Here is a 23440-nt window from a genome sequence, read left to right on the forward strand (position 1 = left end):
GCAGATGCACAGGCTGAAGGCTCGAGTGACAGCGGCTCAGGTCAAGCCAACGATTTGTTCAAGACACCTTTCTCCCAATAACGAAAGTATCGCCGCCCGCGAAAAATCATAGTCTTCCGACTCCAGCAACGCCTTGCTTGCGCTAATAGACATGTTTCCGAGTAAGGCTTCAGCCCAGAAACGGCGCTGAAAAACCGACGCCTCCCTGAGGTCGGCTGCCTGAAAGCAGATGACCACCGTGCTGATGCCACCTTGCGCAGAGACGAGCGTGAGCAAGAACCGGACCCACTTCTCCTCTTTCACGACATGCTTTTCGAGCACTTGGAGCGCAGCAGGTGTCTGCTCCAGTCGCAACCCCTGAAGCCAGCCATCGGCAATAACAACCATATCCGGATTCAAACGGTGCATGGCCTGCTGCGCCAATGTCAGCAAGGTGAAACTGGCCGGCGCGGGCACTGGAAAATGTATCTCCGGTTCTCCCAGCAGCAGTGCCCCGGTCACGCTCATCGCTCTGTTTCTGGCCTGATTCCACGAAGCGATAGCTGAAATGTTTGCTACCTTGCGGTCGGCCACTGTTTGCGCGTAAAGCAGCGCATTCAGTACGTCAGTCTTCTGTGCATCTGGCAACTCGTTCGCCACCAGAACCAACGTTCCAGCGCAAACGAATGCATTACAACCAAGTCCGGTGCTCATTTGGCCACTCCTGAAAAGCCAGAGGTTTTCACCTCTGGCCTTAAGCGTAATCAGGCCTTGGGGCCAAATTCGATGCTCAACGCTTTCTCGCGCAAGGCGGTCAGCGCCTTGACGATCAGGGGCTCGGCGATCAGATAGTCTTCTTCATCCATTTCCATGGTGGCCGCGCCGTTGTAAACCTCGACACTGCTCGGCGCCCACTCCACGAACAGCACTTTGGTCTGCTGAGCGCTGGCGAAATACTGTACTGCCGCAACCGCCATGGTGATCCCGCCCTCGGCATCCTGCACAGCGCTGGTCATGCAGAAGTTGCCGCCTTCGGCTTTCTTCGAGTTTTTTTCGAACAGTGCCAGCGCTTCCGGCTCATTCTTGAGCGCCTCCATGGTCGAGTCCGCCACGGTCGACAGCACTTTCAGGGCTGCCTGCCCCTGGCCGACAGCAGCACCCACCGCGCCGTGAATAATCGACAGCGCAATATTGTCCATCGTCACTTTTTGCGACTCGGCCTGATAACGGTTATAGGGCTGGCTGAACGCGAACCAGCCCGCCAGTTTCATAAGACGCATGAATTCATTGTAGCGCTGCTCTTTTTGCGAGGCCGCCGGATACTTGAACAACGCTGCGAGATCGGCATACATGTAAGTATTCTTGACGATCCGCTTACTGCGCTTGGACATGCTTGCATCAAAACCGGCGATACCGGTACCCATGATGGCCGCATTAAGTTCGTCCTTATCGATCGGCAGTGCAATACCCACACGAGCGGTTCGCGCACTCCGCACAGGCTGCGCGGCGATAAACGCATTGCATTCTTCAATCAAGGAAATACGCTCTGCGGCGCACATTACGTGTTCGACTTCCATATTCATTACTTATATCCCTTTTAAATTTCAACGCACCCCTATGGCGCAAAATAAAACTACCTGCCAAGCACAGAACAATCAAACCACACTTCATTCAACTTGTTTCCATGGCGCAGATATCACGCAACTAACGTATCAACCTGCCAATTCAATCTCCCTCACTCGCAGTTCGGCTACTGCGGCATTCAGACGTTCTCGGTACTTGTCGATCTGCGCTCGGTTGATAACGAAACGTCTGGACTGGATGTCCAGTTGCGAGCCGTTGTGCTGCAGATTCCAGAACAGATAGGTCGAGGCCCACTCTGAACTCACAAAACGTACGTTGCTGATCACTATCTCCAGTTCCGTGTAACGGTTGTACTGCGCCGGAGAAAACCGGAAATCACCAAACTTGCGTGTACTGCTGGTAAACACGTCGATAGCCACCGGGTCGAATTCCAGCAACTGAAATGATGCCTTCATGGCTCTTACTTTTTCTCGACTCAATAGCTTGGAAAGTGAATTCGCCCAGATCTCGACAACATCGCCGGAGAAGCGTTTGTCAGAGAAAATAACCGGCTCATGCTCCAGCCCCCAACCCACCGACCAGAGATGGCCCGAATAAAATTCAAACCACTTGGCGGACTCCAGCTTTCTATTGAAGCGCAGGTCTGCATTATGCTCTGCCCAGCGCATGCTGTTTTTTATGAAGCGCTTGTCTTCCCTGCTCACTTCAGAAAAAAAAGATAAAAGATTGCCATCCTGTACCACACTATTACTTTCATCGGACAAAACCTTATTAATCTCACTCACGGAAAACCTCCTTGACCAGGTTGTTATATCTGCCTGACTTTGTTCGTAGGCGCTTCAGCAAAACTAACAACAAGAAAACGAAGTTTCTAAAAACAACCGATACATTTGATTTCTATCGACTGGCAAAGAGAATGCAGTCAGTGCACAGCCATCGCGTTATCATGTCGGCCGGTAATACTGTGCATAAATGAGGATCGAATGAGCCCTTGGCTGACGGTTGTGGGAATCGGTGAAGACGGCTTCAAGGGCCTGGGCAAACATGCCCGGCGTGCCCTGATGGGCGCCTCGCGGATCGTCGGCGGCCAGCGCCAGCTGGATCTGCTACCGGTTTGCATTGGAGGCGAGCGGCAATTATGGCCGAGCCCGTTTTCCCTCGCGCCCGTGCTGGAACGTCGTGGTGAAGCAGTCTGCGTGCTGGCCAGCGGTGACCCGATGTTCTACGGCGTCGGCGCCAGTCTGGCGCGGCAGGTGGCGAGCGACGAGATGCTGATCCTGTCCGCACCGTCGTCCTGTTCGCTGGCGGCCGCGCGCCTCGGCTGGCCGTTGCAGGACGTGGTGACGTTGTCGCTGGTGGCCCGACCGTTGGCGACACTGAATGCGCATCTGTCCAGTGGCGTGCGTCTGTTGTTGCTGAGCAACGACGGCCAGAGCCCGGCGGCGGTCGCGCAGTTGTTGCGCGAGCGGGGTTTCGGCGCCAGTCGCATGAGCGTGTTCGAGCATCTGGGCGGCGACGCCGAGCGGCGCGTCGACGCGATGGCCAGCGCCTGGATCGATGCGCCGATAGCCGATCTCAATGTCATCGCGCTCGAGTGCCTGGCGGATGCCGGTACGCGGGGCTTGTCGCGTCTGGCCGGGCTGCCTGATTCGGCATTCGAACATGACGGTCAACTGACCAAACGCGACGTACGCGCAATCACCCTCGCCCGCCTCGCGCCAACGCCCGGTGAACTGCTCTGGGACGTCGGCGCCGGCAGCGGCTCGATCGGCATTGAATGGATGCGCGCGCACCCGAGTTGCCGCGCACTGGCCATCGAAGCCGATGCTGGTCGCCAGCAACTGATCGAACGCAATCGCGATGCGCTGGGGATCCCGGGCCTGCAACTGATTCGCGGCAAGGCACCGCAGGCCCTGGACGGACTGGAGCGCCCGGACGCGGTTTTCATCGGTGGCGGCGTGACGCGTGAAGGTGTGTTCGAAACCTGCTGGCAACAGCTCAAACCCGGTGGCCGTCTGGTCGCCAACGCGGTGACGCTGCAAAGCGAACTGACGCTGATGAACTGGCGCGAGCGCTACGGCGGCGAGCTGACGCGCATTCATGTCGCACAGGCCCAGCCGCTGGGCGACTTCGATACCTGGCGTCAGGCCTTGCCGATCACCCTGCTCGACCTGGTCAAACCCCTCGATGCGTGACGAAACCGCCGAACAACCCGCGCCCCTGCGCAGCGGCCTGACCACCGGCAGCTGCGCCACCGCCACCAGCCTCGCCGCCGCGCGCCTGCTGGTCAGCGGCACCTCGGCCGATGCGGTGCAGATTGTCCTGCCCAAAGGCAAAGAGGTGCAGATGCGTCTGGAGTTCTGCCGACTGAATGCGCACGGCGCCGAAGCCGGCACGATCAAGGACGCCGGCGACGATCCCGACGTGACCCACGGCGCACTGCTTTATTCGCAGGTGCGGCTGCTGGCCGAGCCGGGCGTGCGCTTCATCGCCGGTGCTGGCGTCGGCACCGTGACCCGCCCGGGTCTGGTGCTGGCGGTGGGCGAGCCGGCGATCAACCCGGTGCCGCGCAAAATGATCAGCGATCACCTGAGCCTGCTCGCTGCAGAAACCGGCTACGGCGGCGGGTTCGAAGTCACGGTGAATGTCGAAGGCGGCGCAGAACTGGCGCTGAAAACAATGAACCCGCGCCTGGGCATTCTCGGCGGACTGTCGATCCTCGGCACCAGCGGCATCGTCCGGCCGTTTTCCTGCGCGGCCTACATCGCTTCGATTCATCAGGGCATCGACGTGGCAAAAACCAACGGATACCTGCACATCGCTGCCTGCACGGGCAACGCCAGTGAAGACACCATGCGCCGGGTCTACGACCTGCCGGAAATCGCCCTGATCGAAATGGGCGACTTCGTCGGTGCGGTGCTCAAGCACTTGCGCAAAGTGCCAGTAGACAAACTCAGCCTGTGTGGCGGTTTCGGCAAGATCAGCAAACTGGCGGCCGGGCACATGGACCTGCATTCGCGGCACTCGAGCATCGATTTGCCGCAACTGGCCGACTGGGCGGCGGCAATCGGCGCAGACGACGCGTTGCAGCAAGGCATCTGCACGGCCAACACCAGTCAGCAGGCGCTGGCCATGGCGGCTGCAGCTGGGGTCGCACTCGGTGATGAGGTGTGCCGGCATGCGCTGAACTTTGCGCGCAGCGTGGTCCCCGCGCAGGTGCAGGTGGAGGTGTTTGCGATCGATCGTCAGGGCGGCATTGTCGGGCATGCCGGAGGTTTTGCATGAAGCGGATTTTGCTGCTGGGCGGCGTGACTGAAGCGCTGGCGATTGCCCGGACCCTCGGGCCAGAACACATCTACAGCCTCGCCGGGGTCGGCCGGGTGCCGAGCGATCTGACCTGTCAGGTGCGCGTTGGCGGCTATGGCGGTGCCGAAGGTCTGGCGCGATTCATCACTGATGAAGGCGTGGATTTGCTGCTCGACGCCACGCATCCCTATGCCGCGCAAATCAGCCAGAACGCCGCGACTGCCGCGCAACTGACCGGCATCCCCTGCTGGGCCTTGCGTCGCCCGGCCTGGCGGCCACAGCCCGGTGATGACTGGCGCGATGTCAGGGACTGGGCCGAGTTGATCGCTGCGCTCAAACCGTTCCGCCGGCCACTGTTCACCCTTGGCCGTGAACCACTGCAGCACCTCGATGAAATCCCCGCCGACCAGTTCTGGACCCTGCGCGCCCTCGACGTTTACCCCGGCAACGAACGCTGCGAAGTGATTGGCGCCCGTGGGCCGTTTCTGCTGGACAACGAGCGAGCGCTGTTCGAGCGCCAGCAGATCGATGTGCTGATCAGCAAGAACAGCGGCAGCAGCGCCACCGAGCCGAAGCTGGAAGTCGCGCGCGAGCGTGGGGTGCCGGTGTTGGTGTTGCAGCGGCCGGGGTTGCCGGCGGTTGATCGGGAGTTTGGCTCGGTCGAAGCAATCCTCACCGCCCTCGCAACCTGCTGCCGTATTTAAATAAGTCGCACCGTCGCTCCGGTCTACACAGATTATGTGAGCGACACAGACCATTGTAGGAGTGAGCCTGCTCGCGATGACGTCAGCACAACCAGCACCTAATTGCCTGACACACCGCTATCGCGAGCAGGCTCACTCCTACAATGTCCCAGGCTCGACTGAATATCTGACCTGGGTGATAAACGGGAGCAACGATCCGATTTGCCAGCGAAGACGTCTGGTCTTGTGGCATATGACCTGAATCCTACAACCGCGCCGGACACTGCCCACAACAACTTAACGAATCATTGACTATTGGCAGTCAGCGTCCACCTCTACGCTCATCTTTGATTCCAAGAGCGTACCCATTCAATGTCAGAAGAATTCGCCCGTTTTGATGCCGCTGAGTACCTCAAAACTCCCGAGGACTTGGCGGCGTATCTGGATGCCTGTTTTGACGACGATGAAGGCGACGGCGTCCTTATCCGTGCAGCGCTCAATGACTTCGCCCGGGCTCAAGGCATGACACAAGTGGCACGGGATGCAGGTTTGGGCCGCGAAGTCTTTATAAAGCGCTGAGCAGCACTGGCAATCCCGAATTCGCAACTATCATGAAAGTCATGAAGGCTCTTGGCTTGAGACTGCATGCCGTAAGACTTTAAAAGCACTGCGACACCAAGCCGCACGACGCTTTTTTACTTATCGGCGCTGATCAGGCTAAATAGTCCGCGCCTGATCGCCCACTCCAACGGATCTGTCCCATGAACCGACGCCGGCTAGCAATTGCCTGGATCGCCTGCTTTGCAGTGCTGTTCAACATGCTCGCCATGCCGATGAGCGGGGCGATGGCGCAGGCGGCCAGTTCACCGGCCGAACAATTGCTCTGGAGCAGTTTCTGCACCGGCAGCGGGATGAAGATGGTGGCGATTGACATCGGCGCCGGCGATCAAAAGGCCCCGCAAAACGACAGCCATTCGAACATGCAGCATTGCTGGTGTTGCTCCGGCTCGGCGCCCTTGGTCGCGCTGCCGGGGCACTCGCCGCAGTTGTATTTCGCCCACTTTGAGAGCAATCGCAGCGTCCCGCCCGCCTCACTGCAAACACCAACGCCGCGCCAGCAATGGCCAAGTCTCAATCCCCGGGCCTCCCCTCTGGTCTGATTTGTTCGCGCAATAACCCGCGTTTCAAATCGTTCTGGAGAACTGCCATGTTGAACAAACTCATCGTCGTCGCTGCGCTGCTGTTGCCGGCGTGCTTTGCCCATGCCCACGAATACAAGGCCGGCGCGCTGGAAATCGCGCATCCGTGGTCGCAGGAACTGCCGCCGAATGCACCGACGGTTGCCGCGTACTTCATCATTCACAACGCCGGCAAGACCGACGATCGCCTGCTCGGCGTCGACTCGCCGATTGCTCCGGACGCGCAACTGCACGAACACGTCATGCAGGGCGATCTGATGAAGATGCAGCAGGTGCCGAGCGTGGCGATTCCGGCGGGTGGCAACGTGACCTTCGCACCGATGGCCTACCACGTCATGCTGCTCAACCCGAGCGATCGCAGCCTGCTCAGCGATGGCAAACGCTTCCCGATGACGCTGCATTTCGAGAAGGCCGGTGACGTCACCGTCGAAGTCGCTGTGCAGAAAAAACCGCCGGAAACCACGCAAACGCACGCGCACGCTCAGTAAGCCATCCGGCACACCTCGCCCATGCGCTCGACAAGCAGCAGGCCCACCCGGCAACGCCGTCAGACTGAACACCTGACCCGCGGCAGCTGGATCGCCCTGTTCGCCATGTTGATGATCTTCATCGGCCCACTGGTCTCTCAGTCGATGCCGATGGATCAACACGCCTCGACCTTGATGCCGATGAGCATGGGCATGTCGATGGACATGCCCGGCATGGATCACAGCCGCCATGACGCGCAACCGGCTGCCGAACACTGCCCGCCGCAATCCTCGCACCATGTGCTGTGGGAAAAATGCGGCTACTGCAGCCTGCTGTTCAATTGCCCGGCGCTGACCGGCAGCGGCGACTTCGTCGCGTTCAACGTCCCGCCGCTGAACACCTTCACCCCGCCCTCGCCACGCCTGGGCCACGCCCGGCTCCCCTTCTTTCCCGGCGCCCGCACCCGCGCCCCGCCCATCGCCGCGTAAACACGCACCTTTGATTGCACACGGTTGAGAAGACAGCTTCAGGCTGCCGGCCGTGTCGTTTACGACTGTTCGATGGAAATTGTCATGTCCAGGTTTGTTGCTGTTTCCCGCCCGGGTGCTGCCCCGGTGTCTTTCGCTTTGCACGAATCATCGATTCGTTTCAGGCATGCCATCGCCGTGCTTTGCGGCGTCCTGCTGGCCCCGCTGGCACTGGCCGATGAACACGCCCGCCACAACGAAGAACTGAGCCCGACGGTGATTACCGCGATCGCACCCAGTTCGCCGCTGACCATCGTCACCAACCCCAGGGACCCGCGCCAACCGGTGCCGGCCAGCGACGGTGGCGATTACCTGAAAACCATTCCCGGTTTTGCCCTGGTGCGCAATGGCGGCACCAACGGTGATCCGGTGCTGCGCGGCATGTTCGGCTCGCGCCTGAACATCCTCACCAATGGCAGCATGATGCTCGGCGCCTGCCCCGGCCGGATGGACGCGCCAACCTCGTACATATCTCCGGAAACCTACGATCAGCTCACGGTGATCAAGGGTCCGCAAACCGTACTTTGGGGCCCGGGCGCCTCGGCCGGCACGGTGTTGTTCGAGCGTGAACCGGAAAGCTTCGGCGAGCTCGGCACGCGGCTGAACGCAAGCATTCTGGCCGGCTCCCACGGGCGCTTCGACAAGGTCATCGACGCCGCTGCCGGCGGCCCGCTGGGTTACGTGCGGGTGATCGGCAACACCGCGCATTCCGACGACTATCGCGACGGCAACAACGACATCGTCGCCTCGCGCTATGACAAGTGGAACGGCGATATCGCACTCGGCTGGACCCCGGACGCCGACACCTTGATCGAGCTCACCGCCGGCAAGGGCGATGGCGAAGCGCGTTATGCCGGACGAGGGATGGACGGTGCGCAATTTCTGCGGGAAAGCCTCGGCCTGCGCTTCGAGAAATCAAACATTACTGACGTGTTGGAGAAGTTCGAAGCGCAGGTCTATTACAACTACGCCGACCATGTGATGGACAACTACACCCTGCGCACACCGTCCGGCACCGGCATGATGGCCGGGCCGATGGCGTCGAACGTCGACCGCCGCACCCTCGGCGCGCGGATCAAGGCGACCTGGCGCTGGGCCGATATCCAGCTGATCACCGGCCTCGACGCGCAGACCAACGAACACCGTCAGCGCAGTGCAATGGGCATCGACACCTACAAGGCGCTGCCGTACAGCAAGGACGCCGATTTCCATAATTATGGCGTGTTCAGCGAAATGACCTGGTACGCCGCCGAGCGTGATCGGCTGGTCAGCGGCGCCCGGCTCGACCGCGCCTCGGCCAAGGATTACCGGCAAACCACCGGTTCCGGAATGATGTCACGGCCCAACCCAACCGCCGACGATACGCGCGCCGACACCCTGCCCAGCGGTTTCATACGTTATGAACATGACCTCGCCGACAGCCCTACCACGCTTTACGCAGGGTTGGGCCACGCGCAGCGTTTCCCGGATTACTGGGAGCTGTTTTCCGCAAGCCGCGGCCCGGTGGGCTCGGTCAATGCATTCGATGCTATCAAACCGGAAAAGACCACCCAGTTCGACTTCGGCCTGAACTACAAAAGCGCCGACCTCGAAGCCTGGGCGTCCGGTTACGTCGGCGTGGTGCGCGATTACATCCTCTTCGATTACACCCCGGCGAAGATGGGCATGAGCACCTCACGCGCCGAGAACATTGACGCGCGAATCATGGGCGGCGAAGTCGGCGCGGCCTACAAGCTCACCGACCACTGGAAAGCCGATGCGACCCTCGCCTACGCCTGGGGCAAGAACAGCAGTGACGGCACGGCGCTGCCGCAAATGCCGCCGCTGGATGCGCGTTTCGGCCTGACCTACAGCGAGGACGACTGGAGCGCCGGAGCCCTCTGGCGAGTGGTCGCCGCGCAACACCGTATCGATGAAAACAAGGGCAACGTGGTCGGCAAGGATTACGACAAGAGTTCGGGCTTCGGCGTGTTCTCGGTCAACGGTGCCTACCGGATCAACAAGCACTGGAAGGTCAGCAGCGGCGTCGACAACCTTTTCGGCAAGGCGTACGCCGAACACTTGAACCTGGCGGGCAACGCCGGATTTGGCTACCCGGCCAACGATCCGCGAGCCATTAATGAACCGGGGCGCACGCTCTGGACCAAAGTCGATATGAGTTTCTGACAGCAGCGCCAGCAGGCTGGCTCCCACAGGTTCAACACTAACCCTGTGGGAGCCAGCCTGCTGGCGATCGGTTGCACAGCAACCGCCAAAGACAACCAGAAGATCCAAGCCAAGCGGAGCAAACCTGATGAACCAGCCCCAACCGAATTTCTACAACCTGGCCTGGCGTTGGCATTTTTACGCCGGTCTGTTCGTCGCCCCGTTCATGGTGATGCTGGCCCTGACCGGCATCATCTACCTGTTCAAACCGCAACTCGACTCGCTGATGTACAGCAGCCTGCTGAACGTTCCCGCAGGTCATCACACGGTGCCGGCCGACGACCTGCTGCAACGGATAAAAAACGCCTATCCGCAAGGCCAGGTCACCCAGTACCTGCCGCCGCTGAACGCCGAGCGCAGCGCACAGTTCGTGGTCAACAACGCCGGCCACGAACTCAACGTGTTCGTCGATCCGTACCACGGCGACATTCTCGGCGAGCAGGATGCCAAGCAGAACCTGCAAGCCATCGCCCGCGCCATTCACGGCGAATTGATGATCGGCACCGTCGGAGACCGGCTGATCGAAATGGCCGCCGGCTGGGGCGTGGTGCTGGTGGTGTCGGGGCTGTTCCTGTGGTGGCCGCGCGGTCAGGCAGCGGGCATTTTGTGGCCGCGGCTGAACGCCCGCGGTCGCGTGCTGTGGCGTGATCTGCACGCCGTCACCGGGTTCTGGGGCGCAACGTTGTTGCTGGTGATGCTGCTCAGCGGTATGACCTGGACCGGTTTCTGGGGCAAACAATATGCGGCGGTATGGAACGTGTTCCCGGCCGCGATGTGGAACAACGTGCCGACCTCCGACGTTGAAGCGCGCAGCCTCAACAGCGCCACGCGCCAGACCGTGCCATGGGCGATGGAAAACACGCCGATGCCGATGTCCGGTGACCATGCCGAACACATGGCGCATGCGGGTGCCCATGCCGGGCCTGCCGCACCGGCCGTCAGCCTGCAAGCCGTACAGAACATCGCCACTGAACGCAAAGTCGAACCGGGCTACAGCATCACCCTGCCGACTACCGCCACCGGCGTATTCACCATCGCCGTTTTCGCCGATGACCCACGCAACGACGCCACTCTGCATGTCGATCAGTACACGGGCAAGGTCCTCGCCGATGTACGTTTCGAGCATTACGGCACGGTGGCCCGCGCCACGGAAATCGGCGTGATGCTCCACGAAGGCAAGATGTTCGGCACCTTCAATCAGATCGTCGTGCTGCTGATCTGCCTGATGATTCTGCTCAGCGCCGTCAGCGGCGTGGTGATCTGGTGGAAACGTCGGCCCGAAGGCGGGTTCGGTGTCCCGCCGCTGCGCCATGATCTGCCGAAATGGAAAACCGGCGTGGCGATCATGCTGGCGCTGGCGGTGATATTCCCGCTGGTGGGGGCATCGCTGGTGGTGGTGTGGTTGCTCGACAGGCTGTTACTGGCACGGTTGGGCCAGCGCACGGCAGATATTGCGCCTTGAGCCCGAATAGGCGCGGGCAGTCTCGTCTGCCCGCGCCGCCGGTTCACAGCTCGTCTCTGGCGCGCAGGGTTGTCTCAAGCAAGGGCTGCTGCCGGCGGTTTTTCCAGCGGCTGCCCAAGCGCCCGGTCTGACGCCAATAGCGTCCGCTGAGCAGTACCCGCAGTTCGCCCAACAGCCTGAGCTGCGAAATGAACTCCGCCGGACTCAACCGGCTTATCCAGCGCCCGTTCCTGAATACCAGCGAATGCGCCGACAGCAACAGCGCGCTTTCGGTGGCTGAATAATCAGGTACGTATTTGAGTAGTGCCTGATCGGGTGTCGAGTAGTAATAAGCCTGAACATCGATCCCCCGATTTTTCAATTCATGGGTGTGGGCATGCATGCGATCGGAACTGGGGAAATCAGCTCCGATCTGCTCGAAGTCGGCCGTCAGCCTGGTGCTCGCTGACAGGTTGAACTGGTGGCTGGCGACACAGGTATAGCCCTCGAACAGGCTCAGTGGCGGGTTGCGCGACTGCGCGTCTTTGGTGGTACGGAACAGCTGTGCAACAAGGCTGGCGGCATTGTTGAAAACGGCAACCGGCTCGAGCGGCACAAAGCGCTGGCTCTTCGAACGCGCCAGAATTGCCCCCTCATAGCCGCTTCGGGTCAGCGTTTCGCTGTCGACACGCTGGTGAGCGTAGCGCGCGGCATCGTCCAGGTGATGGAAGATCGGGCCCAGGGCCGGCACCGGATGATTTTGCCAGCGTTGCTCAGGTGGCGTGTCGGCAAGGCGCGGCTGCCAGTCTTCATCCACCGGCCCATGACGCGACCAGCACTCACTGGTTTCAATGACCTCAAGCCGACCGGCCCTGGCCATTCGCTGCACGTATTCGGGGAACCCGAAGCGGCCTCGGGCCATAGCACGCTCATCGACCGCTGCCTGCACGCGCGATACGAAGGCGTTGGGGCGTAATTCGATCTGGCCGAACCGGTCAAAAAACTCACCGGGCTCAAAGGCGTGCAATTGCAGCTTCAACAACGCACCGTCGGCACAGGAGAAATAGAGCGGCTTGTATCCTTGGGGCGTGATGGCGCGCCTGCACGCCTGCTGGACGTCGTCGGGAGTAAAAAAAGAATGGCGCACGTCATTGGCGCGCACGCCGACGGAAGGCAACGGTGCGCGCAGATACAACGCGTCCCATGCATAGCCGCGCAGCCATTGGCCCTGCACGAAAAGCCGATCCAGCGCCAACCCGGAACGTTGCGCGGTCAGTGGCAACGTGGCGAGGAATACGCCCTCGCGAGCATTCAGGATGACCCCGAATGTCAGCGTGTCGCGACTGACCATTGCCTCGTGCACATACCGGGCGGCGGCATCGGCCTGTATGAAGACCGGGCTGCAGGGTGGTTCACTCGTGGCCTTGACGTAATCGGCCGAGGGTTGCAGGTCTTGGGCATAAGGTACCCACTGCTGGACCGCGCGGGGCGAGCCCCAGACTTCGCTGCCGACCACAACGTGCAAGTAGCCGATTCTGGCCAGAGAGTCGATCCAGGCAATCGGTTTCAACTCACCGCTGTGTATGCGTTGTTTGATCAGATCGGCGTCGAGAGTGACGGGCACCTTCTGGTTGTCCGACAAAGCTGCCAGCACATCAGCACGAAAGCGCTGCCAGGCACCTGCCTGGTAACGAATCAATGCCCCATCCGGTGCGAACAGGTATTCGTCCCAATTTTTCAGCCGGCGGGTGAACGCCGAATAAACGGTGTCGACCGACAACATGTTCAGGTAGATCTCTTTCTGGACCGCGGAAAACGCCACCGACAGCTCTCGTACGACACGCGATCGGTAACGCGCCGAGATTTTGCAGTCGGAAGGAAACACGCCGACGCCACGGCCCTCCTCCTCCGGGAGGATCTCGGTACTGTCAAAATCTTCCCGCGACACTTCGACCGGTAGCGTGGCCACGTACAGCCCATCGGCTCGACGCAGAATCAGCCCGCCCCAGGTCTTGTCGGCAGCGCTTGGCAACCGAGACCGGACATACACCGCTGCGTCATCTGCGCTTTGAAATGCCGGGCTGAGCCACCGGCGCTCGAGGTTGGCATAAGGCTGCCAGGTCGGTTTCACCAGGCCTTGGCGATCCCAGCACAGGCTCGTGCGCAACACCGACAGTTCGCCGCTACTGGCCACAACCTGGACAAAATCCGTCGGCAGCCTGACACCGGAAACGAGATCGCGTTTGAGCTTGTCGAGCGTCGTTTGCGAGGTGTCATCGTGAAACAGTTTGCTGGTCTTGCCGTGGCAGTACTTCAACAGCGCGCCTTCACGACTGGCAATGTACAGCGCTGCGGGCAAGTCCGAGGCGACCACTGGACGCCGCGGCGAGTAATACATCGCAACGATCAAGTCATCGGGGGTGATGAAATAATGCGCCAGCCAGTCCATGGGCCGGTCGGATGGATCTTTCACTCGCTGATGGCAATAGAAGCTGCCAAACAGTTCGAAGCCTTCGGGATAGCGATACCAAGGCTCGGCGGTCAGTGAGTCGAACACGCTATTGAGGTCGAACAGATTGTCGCGCCGTTCGCTGACCGGCAGCAGTTCAGTGGCGATGAACTGCTCGTGCGCCCTGTGCTTGAGAATAAAGCCGAACCACGCGCGCTTGTCGTCCTGCAAGCGTGTGTCGCGGGCGTACTGACTGTGTGCAGCTTCGTCTGCCGAGGCACAGACCGCACCATAAACGACGAACGCCGGACGCCGCCAGGGTAGTGGCAACAGCAAGGGCGGCCGGGGCAGCGTCGATTCGCGATTGTGCGGCGACTCAAACTCGGAACCGGACGGTGCAGGCAACGTCGGTACGTGCGTGACCGGTGTCGGCGTTGGGAGTTCGCTGGACGTTGGCACAGGCGAGACCGGCAGGTTCCAGTGCGCTGCAATGCGCCCTCGATAGCCCCATGTCGGGTCGTCGATCAGGTTGAACAATTCGCCGGCCCCCGCTTGCTCACGGACGAATGCCTGCGGTCGTTGAGTGCCGGTGTCCAGTTCCCGTGCCAATGTCCCCGGCTGCCGAGAGGTGCCGAGGCGACTGGCCAGATTCCTGGCCGCCGCGCTCGGTGAAGACTTGAAGCTGACCAGGCTGTTGCGCGCGCCGGAGCAATACAGTGTGATCCCGTCCTGGAGTGCCTGGCGTACTTCTGCGGCGTTTAACATTTGCAGACTCAGCAGCGCCTCCTGGGGCGTCCAGCGGTAATAGTCGACCTGCACCGGATCGAGTCGCGACAACGCCACATGGGAGACGTAACGGGCGTGCAGTTGATGATCGTCAGGGAAAATCGTCCGGCCGTGGTTGTCGACCGGATAGAGCCGAGCCTGAATGAGCGAATCGATGTCACCTTCCCGCGGTTCGGTCACGACAAAACGCTGGTCATTGCGCTGGAAAACATACCCGGCGAATTGGCGGTCACGGCGAATGCCGATTTGTTCATGCGCGTAACGGGCCGCGTCATCGGCGCTGAGAAAAGCCTGGCTCAGCACCGGCCAGTCAAAATGCGCGAACGGCTGCCAATCCAGGCCCACCGGCCCCAGTTGCGCCCATAAAGCGCTGCCGCGCACAACGCTCAGGCTGCCGGCCAGCACCAGCATCGAGACGAATACACGTGGGCGAAGAGTGCCCGCCATCAACCTGGCTTGCACGCCGTTGTCGCCAATGCTGCCGTCGGCATGCTCGACGCTCAGCGCCGCTTCAATCGCACTTGCGCTGAAAACGTACTGCAACATCGCCTGATCGCGTGTCCGAAGGTACAGCGACAACTGCCGCTTGTCAGACCATCGTTGGTTGCGACCATTGGCTGCGATGGCCAGGGCGATATCCTGAGGCGTGAAAAAATTTTCGTAGAGCCAGGCTTGCGCCGACGGCACCCGCTCGGACTCAGGGTGCGAGACGCAGTAAAAGCCTTCCAGTACGTAACCTTTCGGCAATTGCAGCTGACCATCGGCGTCCAGCGGGAAAATCCTTTGCGCATCCCAGGCAGCCAATCCGGCCGGGCGTGCATGGGTCGCGACATAGGCTTTGCCGTTGAGCTTTTTCAACAGCAAACCGGCAGCCTGTGCGCCTCTGGATTTCAATGCCGCGAGCACGGCGCGCTCGGCGTTGACACAGACCCGCGTAAGCAGTGGCAACTCGCTCGGCACACCGGTGGAAAACGCCTTGCCCGGCTTCCAGTCCCTGGGCACCCGTCCCACCGAGTGGCCCCAATCGGCATTCGAAACAATGACTTTGAGTTCGCCCACTGTCGCCAGTGTACGGATCAAAGCGACGACATCGGAAGTTGCCGACGGCGCACCGAATTGCAACTGGAGGGAGAAATTGCGCTCCTCTGGCGATCCGCTCGACACGTACTTGAGCAGGGTGCCGTCAGGGCCCGACAGATAAGCGCTGCGGAAAAAATCCCGCGCTACTGCATCACCGATGAAATCGCCCTCGGAGTAAAAACCGATGAACAGCCTGACCAGCATTTCATCGGATAACGAATGGCCCACGCGGACCTGGTCATGGATGGGCGGGTGGCTGTGGACGCTGGCGATGCAGCGGTAGCCCAACGGATGGAGCATTGCGCCAAGTGCATCGGTCTGGACAATGGTGCCAAAGTCGAAGCCTGTCGCTTCACCTGCCGCAGGTGAGGTGGCCACAAACTTTCCGTCCGGGCGCAGCAGCACCACGCTCCCGTACTCCTTGTCGGGATTAAGCGGAACTCGCGTATGAACCCAATAGGCGGCGTCTTCTTCGCTCAGAAATGCCGGGCTCAAGGGCGGTAGCTTGAACGCTGCCGGAGAAATTGCGGTGCGACCGGACCGGCCAGACACATCACTCATAAAAAACCTGCGCAGAAATCGGGATGAGCGGATGAGTGTGTGTCGGCGGGGCGGGTCAACCGCGGTATATGTTTATCGTTTGTGTATCCATATCGACATCGACATCGACGCCCCAATCTGGCGCAGCCGTGTGCACCGACGCGCCATGAGCGTCCCCTGATGGTGCGCCCGTCCCTTCCAGCAACCGCTCTGATACGACATTTTCTTGCTGAAACCTGACCGGGCACAGCCCTTGCAAAACACCCTTCAGTCGTCCGCATCTGCCAACCATAAAAACTCAATGTTCATGGAGATCGCACAATGAAGCGTCGCAGTTTGATCAAGGCTTTCACACTCACGGCATCCATTGCCGCGATGGGCATGACCTGGACTGTCCAGGCCGCCGAGACCATCAAGGTCGGGATTCTGCATTCGTTGTCCGGGACCATGGCGATCTCCGAAACGTCGCTCAAGGACATGGCGCTGATGACCATCGATGAGATCAACGCCAAGGGCGGTGTGAACGGCAAGATGCTCGAGCCGGTGGTGGTCGACCCGGCGTCCAACTGGCCGCTGTTCGCGGAAAAGGGCCGGCAACTGCTGACCCAGGACAAGGTCGCTGTGGTGTTCGGCTGCTGGACTTCGGTGTCGCGCAAATCGGTGCTGCCGGTGTTCGAAGAACTCAACGGTCTGCTCTTCTATCCGGTGCAATACGAAGGCGAAGAGATGTCGCCGAACGTGTTCTACACCGGCGCGGCGCCGAACCAGCAGGCGATCCCGGCGGTGGAATACCTGATGAGCGAAGAAGGCGGCAGCGCCAAGCGCTATTTCCTGCTCGGCACCGACTACGTCTACCCGCGCACCACCAACAAGATTTTGCGCGCGTTCCTGCATTCCAAAGGCGTGGCTGACAAGGACATCGAAGAGGTCTACACGCCGTTCGGTCACAGCGACTACCAGACCATTGTTGCCAACATCAAAAAGTTCTCGGCCGGCGGCAAGACAGCGGTCATTTCGACAGTCAATGGCGACTCCAACGTGCCGTTCTATAAAGAGCTGGCCAACCAGGGTCTGAAGGCCACCGACGTGCCGGTTGTAGCGTTCTCGGTCGGTGAAGAAGAGCTGCGCGGCATCGACACCAAGCCGCTGGTGGGCAACCTCGCGGCGTGGAACTACTTCGAATCCGTCGAGAACCCGGTGAACCAGAAGTTCGTCGCAGACTGGAAAGCCTACGCGAAGAAACACAACCTGCCGGGCGCCGACAAAGCGGTGACCAACGATCCGATGGAAGCTACTTATGTCGGCATCCATATGTGGGCGCAGGCCGTCGAAAAAGCCAAATCCACCGACGTCGACAAGGTCCGCGAAGCCCTCGCCGGCCAGACCTTCGCCGCGCCGTCCGGTTACACCCTGACCATGGACAAGACCAACCACCACCTGCACAAACCGGTGATGATCGGCGAGATCCAGAGCGACGGTCAGTTCAACGTCGTATGGCAAACCGAAGGCCCGGTGCGCGCCCAACCGTGGAGCCCGTTCATTCAGGGCAACGACAAGAAGCCCGATTATGCGGTGAAGAGCAACTGAGTCTGACTTGGGTTTTGACGTGGGGCGGAGATCCTTTCCCCCTCACCCCAACCCTCTCCCCCAAGGGGGCGAGGGGGAAGGGAGCTGGTCTCTATCGCTTTCAGAACCTGAGTTCGACGCAGGAATGTCAGGTCGACGCCGGATGACCTGACAACTCGGTAAGTCCCCTCTCCCTCTGGGAGAGGGTTAGGGTGAGGGGCGGATTCACAGCCGGACACCGCTCAATCGGCCACCGCAAGAAAGGACACACCACCCATGCTCACTGCCATACACCGCTTGCTTTTAGCTATCGCACTTTTCCTGCCGATGGCCGTCCACGCCGACGACGCCGAAGACTTCGTCGCGGCCAACCCGACGCAACAGGCCAGACTGCTGGAAGCCTGGGCCGCGCAGCCCGATCCGGCGCGTATCGAATTGCTTGGTGCCCTGCAACAAGGCGAACTGAGCATCGACGGCCAAACCAAAACCCTGCGCCTGAACAATCGCCTGCGGGGTCTGATCGACACCGCGATGGCCAGCCATCAATTGCTCGCCGCCGACGCCAAAATCCGTCTGAGCGCTGCGCAGCAATTGCAGAAAAGCGCGAAACCCGCGCAGCTGAAATTCCTCGACCAACAACTGTCTGGTGAAAAGGATGAAAGTGTCCACGCCGCCCTGAGTCTGGCACTGGCCAATCTGCAACTGGTCGACACCGACCCGGCCGTGCGTCTGGCCGCCGTGCGCCTGCTCGGCGAAACCGGTGATCCGCTGGCGCGCACACGTCTTGAAGGCCTGCTCGAACCGGGTGTGGAAAGCGATGCCGGCGTGCGCACCGCCGCTGAAACCAGCCTTGCCCAGGTCAAACGCAAACTGCTGATCGGCGAAGTCCTCGGTCAGGCATTCAGCGGCATGTCCCTCGGCTCGATTCTGCTGCTCGCGGCGCTCGGTCTGGCGATCACCTTCGGCCTGCTCGGGGTGATCAACATGGCCCACGGCGAAATGCTGATGCTCGGCGCCTACTCGACCTACGTGGTGCAGTTGATGTTCCAGCGCTACGCACCGCAGGCCATCGAGTTCTATCCCTTGATCGCGTTGCCGGTGGCATTTTTCGTCACGGCGGCGATCGGCATGGCGCTGGAGCGCACGGTGATTCGCCACCTCTATGGCCGCCCGCTGGAAACCCTGCTCGCAACCTGGGGCATCAGCCTGATGCTCATCCAACTGGTGCGTCTGGTGTTCGGTGCGCAGAACGTTGAAGTCGCCAACCCGGCCTGGCTGTCGGGCGGTATTCAAGTGCTGCCGAACCTGGTGCTGCCGTACAACCGCATCGTGATAATCGCGTTCGCACTGTTCGTGGTGGTGCTGACCTGGCTGCTGCTGAACAAGACCCGACTGGGCCTGAACGTGCGTGCCGTCACCCAGAACCGCAACATGGCCGCTTGCTGCGGCGTGCCGACCGGGCGTGTCGACATGCTCGCGTTCGGCCTCGGCTCGGGCATCGCCGGCCTCGGTGGTGTAGCGCTGAGCCAGATCGGCAACGTCGGCCCGGATCTGGGACAGAGCTACATCATCGACTCGTTCCTGGTAGTGGTACTCGGCGGCGTCGGGCAACTCGCCGGGAGCGTGCTCGCGGCATTTGGCTTAGGCATCGCCAACAAGATTCTCGAACCGCAGATCGGTGCGGTGCTCGGCAAGATCCTGATCCTCGCGCTGATCATTCTGTTCATTCAGAAACGTCCGCAAGGCCTATTCGCACTGAAAGGACGGGTGATCGACTGATGAACCAGCCTCTGTTAGTCACGGCCACACAAAAGGCCGGGCCGAAAGTCACGATCGCGGTCGGCGCGGTGGTACTCGCCCTGCTGCTCGCCTTGCCACTGCTGTCGTTATTGCCGGCGGAAAATGCCCTGTCGGTCTCGGCATACACCCTGACGCTGGTCGGCAAAATCCTCTGCTACGCCATCGTCGCGCTGGCGCTGGATCTGGTCTGGGGTTACGCCGGGCTGTTGTCGCTGGGCCACGGTTTGTTCTTTGCCCTCGGCGGTTATGCGATGGGCATGTACCTGATGCGTCAGGCCGCCGGCGATGGCTTGCCGGCGTTCATGACGTTTCTGTCGTGGAGCGAATTGCCGTGGTACTGGACCGGCACCAGCAGCTTTGTCTGGGCGCTGTGTCTGGTGGTATTGGCGCCGGGTCTGCTGGCGCTGGCATTCGGTTTCTTCGCCTTCCGCTCGCGGATCAAAGGCGTGTATTTCTCGATCATGACCCAGGCCCTGACTTTCGCCGGCATGCTTCTGTTCTTCCGCAACGAGACTGGATTCGGCGGCAACAACGGTTTCACCAATTTCCGCACGATCCTCGGTTTCGGCATCACCGAACCGGGCACCCGTGCGGTGCTGTTTTTGACCACGGTGTTGCTGCTGGTGGCGAGTCTGTTCATCGGCTGGCGTCTGGCGCAGAGCAAGTTCGGCCGTGTGCTGACAGCGCTGCGCGATGCGGAAAACCGTCTGATGTTCTGTGGCTACGACCCGCGTGGTTTCAAGCTGTTCGTGTGGGTGTTGAGCGCGGTGTTGTGCGGTCTGGCCGGGGCCTTGTATGTGCCGCAGGTGGGCATCATCAACCCGAGCGAAATGTCGCCGACCAACTCGATCGAGGCGGCGGTGTGGGTCGCTCTTGGCGGACGCGGCACACTGATCGGACCGCTGCTCGGCGCCGGCGTAGTCAACGGCATGAAGAGCTGGTTCACCGTGGCTTTCCCGGAATACTGGCTGTTCTTCCTCGGCGCGCTGTTCATCGTCGTGACGCTGTACCTGCCCAAAGGCGTGATCGGCCTGCTGAAGAAACGAGGTGAACAATGAGAGTAACCGCGAGCGCTGAATTCATGCTCGAGCCGGCCTTCTTCCCGGTCGAACCGAACAAGGACGAGGGCACCAGCCGCGACTCGATCGGCCTTGGCCAGCGCGTCGGCCCGGGCCTCGACACCCGTCACGGCACGATCCTGACCCTGGAAGACATCAGCGTCAGCTTCGACGGCTTCCGTGCGCTGAACAATCTCAACCTGTACATCGGCGTCGGCGAGCTGCGCTGCATCATCGGCCCCAACGGCGCGGGCAAGACCACGTTGATGGACGTGATCACCGGCAAGACCCGGCCGAGCCACGGCAAGGCGTGGTTTGGTGAAACGCTGGATTTGACGCAGATGAGCGAAGTGCAAATTGCCCAGGCCGGGATCGGCCGCAAGTTTCAGAAACCGACGGTGTTTGAAGCCTTGAGCGTGTTCGAGAACCTCGAGCTGGCGCAGAAAACCGACAAGTCGGTGTGGGCCAGTTTGCGTGCGCGCCTCAGTGGCGAACAAAAGGATCGCATCAGCGAAGTGCTGGAAACCATTCGCCTGACCCCCTCGGTCAATCGTCCGGCGGGCCTGTTGTCCCACGGGCAAAAGCAGTTCCTGGAGATCGGCATGCTGCTGATGCAGGACCCGCAATTGCTCCTGCTCGATGAGCCGGTGGCGGGCATGACCGACGCCGAAACCGAGTTCACTGCCGAGCTGTTCAAGTCACTGGCCGGCAAGCATTCGCTGATGGTGGTCGAGCATGACATGGGCTTTGTCGGCTCCATTGCCGACCATGTCACCGTGTTGCATCAAGGCAGCGTTTTGGCCGAAGGCTCGCTGGAGCAGGTGCAGGCCGATGAGCGAGTCATTGAAGTTTATTTGGGGCGATGAATCGGCCAGCTGCTAGCGGCAAGCTTCAAGCAGCAAGTAAAAGCCAAGTGGTACACCGCCCTGCTCTTGCTTGCGGCTTAAAGCTTAAAGCTTGCAGCTCAACTAACGGAGTTCAGATGCTACAGGTCCAACAACTTCATCAGTATTACGGCGGTAGCCACATCCTGCGCGGCCTCTCGTTTGACGTGAAGGTTGGCGAAGTCACCTGCCTGCTCGGGCGTAACGGCGTAGGCAAGACCACCCTGCTCAAATGCCTGATGGGCCTGCTGCCGGCCAAGGAAGGCGCGGTGAACTGGGAAGGCAAACCGATCACCACGCTCAAGCCGCACCAGCGCGTGCATGCCGGGATCGCCTACGTGCCACAGGGTCGAGAAATCTTCGGGCGCCTGACCGTTGAAGAAAATCTGCTGATGGGCCTGTCGCGCTTTCCCGGCAGTGAAGCCAAAGAGGTTCCGGGGTTCATCTACGAGTTGTTCCCGGTGCTGCTACAAATGAAGCAGCGCCGCGGCGGTGATCTGTCCGGTGGTCAGCAACAGCAACTGGCGATTGGTCGCGCACTGGCCAGTCGTCCGCGTTTGCTGATTCTCGACGAGCCCACCGAAGGCATTCAACCTTCGGTGATCAAAGAGATCGGCGCGGTGATCAAGAAACTCGCGGAACGCGGCGACATGGCGATTTTGCTGGTCGAGCAGTTCTACGATTTCGCTGCGGAACTGGCCGATCAGTATCTGGTGATGTCGCGGGGCGAGATCGTCCAGCAGGGTCGCGGTGAAAATATGGAGGCCGAAGGTGTTCGCGGGCTGGTCACGATCTAACGCGCCGGTCTAATCTGTAGCTTCCTAACGATAATCACACACCATGAATTCACTTGCCTCACCTGCCCTGTTTACCCCGAGCTGGCACGCCGAGCTGGAGCTGGCCTACGCGCGTTTCGGCGACTGCACGCGGCCGACCCTGCGCCGGCACCTCGGCCCACTGCGCGTGCAGAAGCACCTGTACGCCGAAGGCCCGGAAGTCTGCCAGCACATCATCGTCCATCCGCCGGGGGGAATTGCCGGCGGCGATCGCCTCGACATCAGTGCCCGCGTCGAAGCCAACGCCTGGGCGCAGATCACCAGCCCCGGCGCAGCCAAGTGGTACCGCGCCGGAGGGCCGGCTTATCAACAACTCGATCTGCACGTGGCAGCCGGGGCGACACTGGAATGGCTGCCGCAGGAAACCATCGTCTACAGCGCCGCGCAGGCTGAACTGAGCACAACCATCGACCTTGAAGGCGATGCGCGGGTGTTCTACTGGGATATCGTGGCGCTGGGAAGGCCGGCCAGTGGCGAGCGCTTCGACCTGGGGCACTTTCAGGCGCATCTGGATATCCGCCGCGACGGCCGCTTGCTCTGGCATGAACGCCAGCGCATCGTCGGCGCCGATGGCTTGCTCGATTCGCCGATCGGTCTGGATGGCCATCCGGTGTTTGCGACGTTGCTGGTGAGCGGTGAAATTGATGCTGAACTGCTGGAGCGTTGTCGTTCGCTGGGCCATACAGTGCGTGGGGATCTGACGCAGTTGCCGGGGTTGTTGGTGGCTCGGTGTCTGGCTTCTGAAGCATTACTCGCCCGTGCCTGGCTGATTGATTTGTGGCGCTTGCTCAGACCTGCGTTGCTCGGTCGTGAGGCTGTCGCGCCAAGAATATGGAGCACCTGAAATCCAGACCCCCACCCCCGCCCTCTCCCGGAGGGAGAGGGAGCCAGACCGAGTCGTCTGAAATGTATTCATCTGCCTGAACAATACTGCTGACTGAACTGGCCATTGAAAACAACCGAGATCAGTCCCCTCTCCCTCGGGAGAGGGCTAGGGTGAGGGGCCGCTCTGACTGGCACCCCGCCCTGCACGGACATTACACAAATCT

Annotated in this window: 18 protein-coding genes and 1 pseudogene; 15 read left to right on the forward strand and 4 right to left on the reverse strand. The window is 60.8% G+C overall.

Features of this window, described 5'->3' with window-relative positions; translation table 11 throughout:
- Positions 1 to 36: 36 nt before the first annotated feature.
- The 3 genes from BLU24_RS25505 to BLU24_RS25515 all read right to left on the reverse strand — a co-directional run bounded on the left by BLU24_RS25505 (position 37) and on the right by BLU24_RS25515 (position 2348).
- On the reverse strand, positions 37 to 693 hold the full coding sequence (locus tag BLU24_RS25505; RefSeq protein WP_093105194.1) for a hypothetical protein: 657 nt from the start codon (positions 691 to 693) through the stop codon (positions 37 to 39).
- Between the two features lie 50 nt (positions 694 to 743).
- Positions 744 to 1562 (reverse strand): hypothetical protein, encoded by an 819-nt coding sequence (locus BLU24_RS25510; protein WP_093105199.1) that lies wholly within the window; start codon positions 1560 to 1562, stop codon positions 744 to 746.
- 129 nt (positions 1563 to 1691) lie between these two features.
- Complete coding sequence (locus tag BLU24_RS25515) at positions 1692 to 2348, reverse strand: hypothetical protein (protein ID WP_093105202.1); 657 nt, start codon at positions 2346 to 2348, stop codon at positions 1692 to 1694.
- Positions 2349 to 2546: 198 nt separating this feature from the next.
- On the opposite strand from BLU24_RS25515, the gene cbiE reads away from it, so the two are divergent.
- The 9 genes and pseudogenes from cbiE to BLU24_RS25560 all read left to right on the forward strand — a co-directional run bounded on the left by cbiE (position 2547) and on the right by BLU24_RS25560 (position 11413).
- The gene (gene cbiE, locus BLU24_RS25520; RefSeq protein ID WP_093105205.1) at positions 2547 to 3758 is read left to right on the forward strand and encodes a precorrin-6y C5,15-methyltransferase (decarboxylating) subunit CbiE; all 1212 of its coding nucleotides are present in this window, start codon (positions 2547 to 2549) and stop codon (positions 3756 to 3758) included.
- Positions 3751 to 4848: a cobalt-precorrin-5B (C(1))-methyltransferase gene (locus BLU24_RS25525; RefSeq protein WP_093105208.1), complete on the forward strand. Its 1098-nt coding sequence runs from the start codon at positions 3751 to 3753 to the stop codon at positions 4846 to 4848. The genes cbiE and BLU24_RS25525 overlap by 8 nt, the downstream gene beginning before the upstream one ends.
- A complete protein-coding gene (locus tag BLU24_RS25530) occupies positions 4845 to 5573 on the forward strand; it encodes a cobalt-precorrin-6A reductase (RefSeq protein ID WP_093105211.1) in 729 nt (242 codons plus the stop codon). Before BLU24_RS25525 ends, BLU24_RS25530 begins: the two co-directional genes overlap by 4 nt.
- Positions 5574 to 5924: 351 nt before the next feature.
- Positions 5925 to 6214 (forward strand): annotated as a pseudogene (locus tag BLU24_RS25535) (addiction module antidote protein).
- Between the two features lie 99 nt (positions 6215 to 6313).
- Positions 6314 to 6712 carry a DUF2946 domain-containing protein gene (locus BLU24_RS25540; protein ID WP_093105214.1) on the forward strand — a complete coding sequence of 133 codons (399 nt, stop codon included), beginning with the start codon at positions 6314 to 6316 and terminating at the stop codon, positions 6710 to 6712.
- 47 nt (positions 6713 to 6759) lie between these two features.
- Positions 6760 to 7239: a copper chaperone PCu(A)C gene (locus BLU24_RS25545; protein WP_090280988.1), complete on the forward strand. Its 480-nt coding sequence runs from the start codon at positions 6760 to 6762 to the stop codon at positions 7237 to 7239.
- Between the two features lie 21 nt (positions 7240 to 7260).
- A complete protein-coding gene (locus BLU24_RS25550; protein WP_093105217.1) occupies positions 7261 to 7707 on the forward strand; it encodes a DUF2946 domain-containing protein in 447 nt (148 codons plus the stop codon).
- An 84-nt stretch (positions 7708 to 7791) separates the two neighbouring features.
- Positions 7792 to 9912 (forward strand): TonB-dependent copper receptor, encoded by a 2121-nt coding sequence (locus BLU24_RS25555; RefSeq protein WP_093105220.1) that lies wholly within the window; start codon positions 7792 to 7794, stop codon positions 9910 to 9912.
- 127 nt (positions 9913 to 10039) lie between these two features.
- Positions 10040 to 11413, forward strand: coding sequence for a PepSY-associated TM helix domain-containing protein (locus tag BLU24_RS25560; RefSeq protein WP_093105223.1), 1374 nt, complete (start codon positions 10040 to 10042; stop codon positions 11411 to 11413).
- 43 nt (positions 11414 to 11456) lie between these two features.
- On the opposite strand, the gene BLU24_RS25565 is transcribed toward BLU24_RS25560, so the two are convergent.
- Positions 11457 to 16268 carry a DUF4329 domain-containing protein gene (locus BLU24_RS25565; RefSeq protein WP_093105226.1) on the reverse strand — a complete coding sequence of 1604 codons (4812 nt, stop codon included), beginning with the start codon at positions 16266 to 16268 and terminating at the stop codon, positions 11457 to 11459.
- 300 nt (positions 16269 to 16568) lie between these two features.
- Here BLU24_RS25565 and urtA point away from each other — a divergent pair, with 300 nt between their 5' ends.
- The 6 genes from urtA (at position 16569) to BLU24_RS25595 (ending at position 23235) form a co-directional block, all read left to right on the forward strand.
- A complete protein-coding gene (urtA, locus tag BLU24_RS25570) occupies positions 16569 to 17834 on the forward strand; it encodes an urea ABC transporter substrate-binding protein (RefSeq protein WP_090280971.1) in 1266 nt (421 codons plus the stop codon).
- A 255-nt stretch (positions 17835 to 18089) separates the two neighbouring features.
- Positions 18090 to 19592 (forward strand): urea ABC transporter permease subunit UrtB, encoded by a 1503-nt coding sequence (gene urtB / locus BLU24_RS25575; RefSeq protein ID WP_093105229.1) that lies wholly within the window; start codon positions 18090 to 18092, stop codon positions 19590 to 19592.
- Complete coding sequence (gene urtC / locus BLU24_RS25580) at positions 19592 to 20671, forward strand: urea ABC transporter permease subunit UrtC (protein WP_093105232.1); 1080 nt, start codon at positions 19592 to 19594, stop codon at positions 20669 to 20671. Before urtB ends, urtC begins: the two co-directional genes overlap by 1 nt.
- Positions 20668 to 21537: an urea ABC transporter ATP-binding protein UrtD gene (gene urtD / locus BLU24_RS25585; protein ID WP_093105235.1), complete on the forward strand. Its 870-nt coding sequence runs from the start codon at positions 20668 to 20670 to the stop codon at positions 21535 to 21537. The genes urtC and urtD overlap by 4 nt, the downstream gene beginning before the upstream one ends.
- Before the next feature lie 116 nt (positions 21538 to 21653).
- On the forward strand, positions 21654 to 22352 hold the full coding sequence (gene urtE / locus BLU24_RS25590; protein WP_093105238.1) for an urea ABC transporter ATP-binding subunit UrtE: 699 nt from the start codon (positions 21654 to 21656) through the stop codon (positions 22350 to 22352).
- A 43-nt stretch (positions 22353 to 22395) separates the two neighbouring features.
- Complete coding sequence (locus tag BLU24_RS25595; protein ID WP_093105241.1) at positions 22396 to 23235, forward strand: urease accessory protein UreD; 840 nt, start codon at positions 22396 to 22398, stop codon at positions 23233 to 23235.
- The last annotated feature ends 205 nt before the right edge of the window (positions 23236 to 23440 follow it).

It is taken from the genome of Pseudomonas sp. Z003-0.4C(8344-21), assembly GCF_900104975.1.
GTDB classification, from domain to species: domain Bacteria; phylum Pseudomonadota; class Gammaproteobacteria; order Pseudomonadales; family Pseudomonadaceae; genus Aquipseudomonas; species Aquipseudomonas granadensis.

What these genes read in the sequence shown, in the direction of transcription:
- BLU24_RS25505 (WP_093105194.1), bottom strand. Translation starts at nt 693, where the DNA reads ATGAGCACCGGACTTGGTTGTAATGCATTCGTTTGCGCTGGAACGTTG.
- BLU24_RS25510 (WP_093105199.1), bottom strand. Translation starts at nt 1,562, where the DNA reads ATGAATATGGAAGTCGAACACGTAATGTGCGCCGCAGAGCGTATTTCC.
- cbiE (WP_093105205.1), top strand. Translation starts at nt 2,547, where the DNA reads ATGAGCCCTTGGCTGACGGTTGTGGGAATCGGTGAAGACGGCTTCAAG.
- BLU24_RS25525 (WP_093105208.1), top strand. Translation starts at nt 3,751, where the DNA reads ATGCGTGACGAAACCGCCGAACAACCCGCGCCCCTGCGCAGCGGCCTG.
- BLU24_RS25530 (WP_093105211.1), top strand. Translation starts at nt 4,845, where the DNA reads ATGAAGCGGATTTTGCTGCTGGGCGGCGTGACTGAAGCGCTGGCGATT.
- BLU24_RS25540 (WP_093105214.1), top strand. Translation starts at nt 6,314, where the DNA reads ATGAACCGACGCCGGCTAGCAATTGCCTGGATCGCCTGCTTTGCAGTG.
- BLU24_RS25545 (WP_090280988.1), top strand. Translation starts at nt 6,760, where the DNA reads ATGTTGAACAAACTCATCGTCGTCGCTGCGCTGCTGTTGCCGGCGTGC.
- BLU24_RS25550 (WP_093105217.1), top strand. Translation starts at nt 7,261, where the DNA reads ATGCGCTCGACAAGCAGCAGGCCCACCCGGCAACGCCGTCAGACTGAA.
- BLU24_RS25555 (WP_093105220.1), top strand. Translation starts at nt 7,792, where the DNA reads ATGTCCAGGTTTGTTGCTGTTTCCCGCCCGGGTGCTGCCCCGGTGTCT.
- BLU24_RS25560 (WP_093105223.1), top strand. Translation starts at nt 10,040, where the DNA reads ATGAACCAGCCCCAACCGAATTTCTACAACCTGGCCTGGCGTTGGCAT.
- BLU24_RS25565 (WP_093105226.1), bottom strand. Translation starts at nt 16,268, where the DNA reads ATGAGTGATGTGTCTGGCCGGTCCGGTCGCACCGCAATTTCTCCGGCA.
- urtA (WP_090280971.1), top strand. Translation starts at nt 16,569, where the DNA reads ATGAAGCGTCGCAGTTTGATCAAGGCTTTCACACTCACGGCATCCATT.
- urtB (WP_093105229.1), top strand. Translation starts at nt 18,090, where the DNA reads ATGCTCACTGCCATACACCGCTTGCTTTTAGCTATCGCACTTTTCCTG.
- urtC (WP_093105232.1), top strand. Translation starts at nt 19,592, where the DNA reads ATGAACCAGCCTCTGTTAGTCACGGCCACACAAAAGGCCGGGCCGAAA.
- urtD (WP_093105235.1), top strand. Translation starts at nt 20,668, where the DNA reads ATGAGAGTAACCGCGAGCGCTGAATTCATGCTCGAGCCGGCCTTCTTC.
- urtE (WP_093105238.1), top strand. Translation starts at nt 21,654, where the DNA reads ATGCTACAGGTCCAACAACTTCATCAGTATTACGGCGGTAGCCACATC.
- BLU24_RS25595 (WP_093105241.1), top strand. Translation starts at nt 22,396, where the DNA reads ATGAATTCACTTGCCTCACCTGCCCTGTTTACCCCGAGCTGGCACGCC.